We start from the raw sequence: 4,827 nt of genomic DNA on the forward strand, positions 1-4,827 counted from the left end.
CAGTCACCGACCTGCACGGACCGGCCGCCCGGCAAGCCCCCCGACGGAGCGACACCTCTCTCCGCAGAGCCGGAGGGAGGTCCCACCATCCCCGCCGGCGGCCGGTCCGGGCCGTGACCGGCCGCCCCATAACGCCCGCCGTCCCGCAGCAGATCACCACAGCGAGGTAGTGCGCATTGGAACAATGCGCGGTCAGCCGTCGTGCTCCTGGTCGTCGTCGGCGTCGCCGATGACCCGGCCGGTGCCGCCGCAGGGGAAGCACTGGCCGCCGTGGATGGCGGCGTACTCCTCGCGGTGGCCGGTGCCGCCGCACGGCTCGCACGGCACCAGGCCGTGCCCGGCCTCGGCCAGCCGGTCCCACTCCGCCCTCTCGGCCGCCCGCTGCCGGGCCTTGGCGGCCATCACCTCCGCCAGGGACTCCACCCACTCCGCGGCTCCGGCCTCGTCCACGACCCGCGCGTGGTCCGCCCGGCCACCCGCGTCGGCCACCAGGCCGGCCACCTCTGCCTCGAGGCTGGCGGCCACCAGCTCGGCCACGGCGAAGTCGCTCCCAGCCTCGGCCACCTGGCCGTGCGCCTCCGAGGTCAGGACCACACCGCCGAGCAGGCGGCGGTGCATCTCTTGGTAGCGGTACGCCTCCAGCTCGCCCGCCAGGTCGGTGTGCCGGGCGAGGCCCCGGGTCATCTCGAACGCCCGCCGGCCCCGGGTCGCGGCCTCGTACTCCAGCGACCACGCACGGCACTGCTCGGCCGTCCCGTACCCCGGGGCGTCGGCCTCGGCCAGGCCGTCGCGCTCGATCGCCCACAGCCGGTCAAGGAACTGAAAGGCGGTCATCGACCGGGTGCCCTTGGCGCCCTTGGCCGTCGAGTGGGCGACTTCGGCCGCCGCGCCCTTGGCCGCGTCCACGTCGGCCTGGACCGACTTGGCCGTCTCCCCGCCCACCTTGGTCAGGTACTCGATCAGCGCCTTGTCATCGGGCGACCGGATCACGTCGATGCGCACACCGTGGCCCTTGCCGCCGCACTTGCAGTTGGCCCGCTCACACTCGGTCGACGTCTCGTACGTCGGGTCGATCGACCGCAGAGCCCCCGCCCAGAAGCCGTGCATCCACTCCTCGAACGCCTCCAGGTCCTCGGCGGGCGGCTCGAACGTGCAGCTCCGGCCCTCGCCCGGCTCGAAGTACCCGTTGCCGTCCTCATCCGTGTAGATCAGCTGGCCGTTGGCCGGGGTGCCCTCCAACTGGCCACCGAGGAACACCAGCAGGTTCAGGTGCGGGTGCCACCCGCCCGCCTGCGAGCGGGTGATCTCCGGGTTACGCGCCATGCCGATGTAGCCGACCGCCGGGGCCACGTGGCGCCGGAAGCTCTGCGATGTCAGGAGCCGCTGGTAGGCGCCCGGGACCCTCGGCGTGACCTCCCCCGTCGTCTCGTCCACGCGCTGCCGCGTCCCCCACAGGGCACAGACCAGGTCGTCCAGTGCGTCCGCACGGGTGTGCCGGGTGGTCAGCACCACGGCCGCCAGAGTCCCCCCACGGGCCAGCCACCGCAGAGCGGCCGTGGTCAGCTCGTGGGTGTCCTCGGCGCGCTTGGCGCTCTCGCACACCGCGCACGCCCAGATCGACTCGCAGAGCTGGACCCCGCGGCCGGACGCCTTCCCGTCCTCGGTGCGGGCCGTCAGCGTGCCCAGCTCCGGCGCCACGGCGCGGCGCGCGCACTTCCGGCACCGGTCGATCGCGGTGATCTCCTGCATGATCCGGCGGCGCCGCCACCGCCGCAGAGCCGGGGTGACGACCGTGACCGGACCCCCCTCGGTGGCCCCATCGACCGCACCGCTCTGACCTGCGGTTTCGGCGATCTGACAACTCTGTTCGTCAGTTACCAAGAAGCGGACACCTCGGGAGGTGTCTTTCTGCAGGTCAGACCCCGTTTTCGGGGGTCGAACCGCGTCCGCCTCGGAAGCGCGCTTCCGGCAGTTCGGGGAGCAGTACGTTTGGCCCGGTGTGCGGGGGTTTGGGGTGAACTTCTTCGAGCAGCCGCTACGGCGGCATGTGCGGCGGGCGGGCCGCTGTGGCGAAGGAGGCGCTTCGCTCCGTACTCTGGTCACAGCAACGTTTCCGTTCGGTGGTTTGGCACCTGCGGAGGCGGGCGGCCCGGGAGGTGAGATGCCCGGGCCGTTGCCATTTCTGAGGGGTGATCATCCCTTACGAGCGAGACGCCCCGCCGGATCACCGGCGGGGCATCGTCGTGTCGGTCAGATCGTGGTGATTCCTCCCTCGTCCCCGGCGGGGCGGGGCTGGACGCTGATGCGGACCGTGCCATCGAGGCGGGGCTCCATCGCCACGGCGTGGAACGCGCCGTCCAGGCCGCCGAGCGCGTCCTTCTGGAAAGCGCCGGCGGGCAGGTCGAGCGAGCCGCCGTGGTGCATGAGGATCGCGATCAGCATCGCGTGAGACATGTCGGCCGGGGTCGCCATCACGCCTCCTCGCGGGCCGAGCGGATGACCATCAGGGCCGCCTGCGGGAGGTCGGCCACGGCGTCGAAGTGCGCGAGGGTGACGCCGTGGCTGCGAGCGGCCTCCAGCAGGTCCCGCAGGAGAGCGGCTGCGTCTGCCTTCTCGGCCGGGGTGGCGGCCGGTCCGCCGAGCCGCGCGGCGGACGCGGTGATACGGGCGGGCACATCGTCAAGCTGGGTCTCGTGCATGGTTCCTCCTGGTGGTGGCGGCGCCCCGCCGGGTGAGGGTGGATCAGGCGGACGTGAGTCAGTCTGACACAATGTGTCAGCCTGCGCAAGAGGGTCAGGGGAGGTGTCCCCTGACCCTCTCTCGGTCACGCGGCGGCCGGGACCTCAATCTCGGTCTGACCCTCGATGTGGTCGTCGTCGTGTCGCGGGTGGACGGGGGCGTTCTCGGTGTCGAGGCGTGCGTACACCCGCTGCACCTGCGAGGGGGCGCGGGTGGACACCCGGGCCGCCTCACGGACGCTCAGGCCGTCCCGCCATGCCTGCTCGATCGCGGCGCGGGCTTCCTCGGTGCTCAGCTTCGGGCGGGGGGGGACAGGCGGGATTTCGAGGTGTGCCCCGCAGATGACCTGCGGCGATGCGGTGGCCGGCACAGGCTCCGGCAGGGGGGTGGGGGACACCGGGGCGTCCACTGTGGACACCTCGGTGTCCCTGCCCGGCTCGACGGCGGGTGCGGCGTCGTCCACGAGGCCGTGGACCTGCCTCATGAGGAGCCCGAAAGCCAGCAGTGCGGCAGTGGGGGGGACAGCGGCGGTCACGTAGTCGAGGAAGGGCACGTGCTGACCGTCCCTCGCTCCGGCCACTCCGGCGACGTTGAGGACGATCGAGCCGATCGACCCGGCCGCCGTGGCGGTGATCGCCCACCAGTCGGTGCGGCCCTGGAGACCGGCCCGCAGCATGAGCAGTTCGCCGCCGACGATGAAGGCGTCGAGGGTCGCGGGCCATGCCCACTGGCGGATCGGGGAGCCTGCCAGGCCGTGCTGGCCGGCCACCTCGGCGAGGTGTGCGTAACTGAGCCAGAAGGCAAGGGCGGTCAGGGTCACGATCACGAGCCCGGCCGCGATCAGCGCGGCCCTCTCCATCGTCTGCTTGCTCATGCCGACACCTCCTTGCCCGCGATGACGATCCCTGCCGGGGTCTTGGCCACGTCGCCGGACTTGACGAGCGCCGCGACGGCGCGGGAGACGCCGCCCTTGTCGATGCCGGTCGCCGCCACGATGTCCTTCTGGGCGAGCGGGCCGGACGCCGACCGGACCGTGTCCAGGACCCGATTCCGGTTGGTCGGGGTACCGGCCGGGGTCGCCGCGGATTCCTCAGCGCGGGGCGCCGGCGCTTCCTCGGCCGCCGCTTCGGGTGCCTCCTTCACCAGGGTCAGGCGCGGCCCGCCGCCCGGGTCGGCGGGCTCCGGCGCCAAGGTGGCGACGTGCTGCCACGGGGTCACCTTCGGGAGCGCCTCCACCGCCTCATCCAGGACGTGCCAGATCCGCACCGGGCTGGGTTTGCGGTCCTTGTGCTTGATCAGGGCCCGGCCAGGGATGCCGCCGAGCGTCGACGGCTCCCAGCCCGTCGTCGCCGCGTTCTCGCCGTAGACCACGCGGTCGGACACCGGCGAGTCCACCGTCAGCGACATGACCGTGAGGCTGTTCTCGCTGACCATCGCCGTGACGCCGCCGTTCGTGCGGGACGGGTACTGGGTCGCCCAGATGATCCAGATCCCCGTCGCGCGGGCCAGGGTGTACAGGTCGTCGATCAGGTCGAGGACGTCCTTCCACCGGTTGTCCTTGGCCATCTGGAGGATTTGCCGTCCCTCCTCGATGACGACCAAGAGGCTCGGGTGCTCCGGCGTCGGCACCCACTGCGTGACGTCCGCGATCTCCTGCCGGTGCTGCATCTCCGCGACCAGCTCGCAGATCGCGTCGTAGATCGCCTGCCGGATCTCCTCGTTCGAGCCGCGCTGGTGACCCTCCGTCCGGACCTTCCCCTGCCACAGCCGGGCTTCCAGCCGCTTCGGGTCGAGGAGGATGCCCGCCCACAGCGGGTCGGCCACGGCCTGCATCATCCACGGCCGCCACGAGACGCTCTTGCCCATGTTCGTGACGCCCGCGATCAGCTTGTGCGTGCCCGCCATCGGCACGTCCACGATCTCGCCGGTCACCTCGTCCACGCCGATGCCGGTGTGCTCCGGCGTCCAGGTCATCGAGATGCCGTCCGACGCGGACCGGGTGCGGATCACGATCAGCGCGCGGTCGCCATGGCTGCCATCGCTGATCTGCATCCGCGTCTCGGTCCGCATCCCGAGCAGGGCGCGGAC

Annotated in this window: 5 protein-coding genes; all 5 read right to left on the reverse strand. The window is 72.0% G+C overall.

The window, feature by feature from the left end; all coding sequences use genetic code 11:
• Positions 1–192 precede the first annotated feature (192 nt).
• A complete protein-coding gene (locus ACFC02_RS40565; RefSeq protein ID WP_376367728.1) occupies positions 193–1,749 on the reverse strand; it encodes a replication protein in 1,557 nt (518 codons plus the stop codon).
• A 501-nt stretch (positions 1,750–2,250) separates the two neighbouring features.
• Positions 2,251–2,472, reverse strand: coding sequence for a hypothetical protein (locus ACFC02_RS40570; protein ID WP_376041175.1), 222 nt, complete (start codon positions 2,470–2,472; stop codon positions 2,251–2,253).
• Positions 2,472–2,699, reverse strand: coding sequence for a hypothetical protein (locus ACFC02_RS40575; RefSeq protein WP_376041173.1), 228 nt, complete (start codon positions 2,697–2,699; stop codon positions 2,472–2,474). Before ACFC02_RS40575 ends, ACFC02_RS40570 begins: the two co-directional genes overlap by 1 nt.
• Positions 2,700–2,824: 125 nt before the next feature.
• Positions 2,825–3,613 carry a DUF2637 domain-containing protein gene (locus ACFC02_RS40580; RefSeq protein WP_376169341.1) on the reverse strand — a complete coding sequence of 263 codons (789 nt, stop codon included), beginning with the start codon at positions 3,611–3,613 and terminating at the stop codon, positions 2,825–2,827.
• A partial coding sequence (locus ACFC02_RS40585; RefSeq protein ID WP_376367731.1) for a helix-turn-helix transcriptional regulator occupies positions 3,610–4,827 on the reverse strand: 1,218 nt, incomplete at its 5' end. The genes ACFC02_RS40580 and ACFC02_RS40585, both read right to left, overlap by 4 nt.

Source organism: Streptomyces sp. NPDC056160 (assembly GCF_042268205.1).
Classification (GTDB): domain Bacteria; phylum Actinomycetota; class Actinomycetes; order Streptomycetales; family Streptomycetaceae; genus Streptomyces.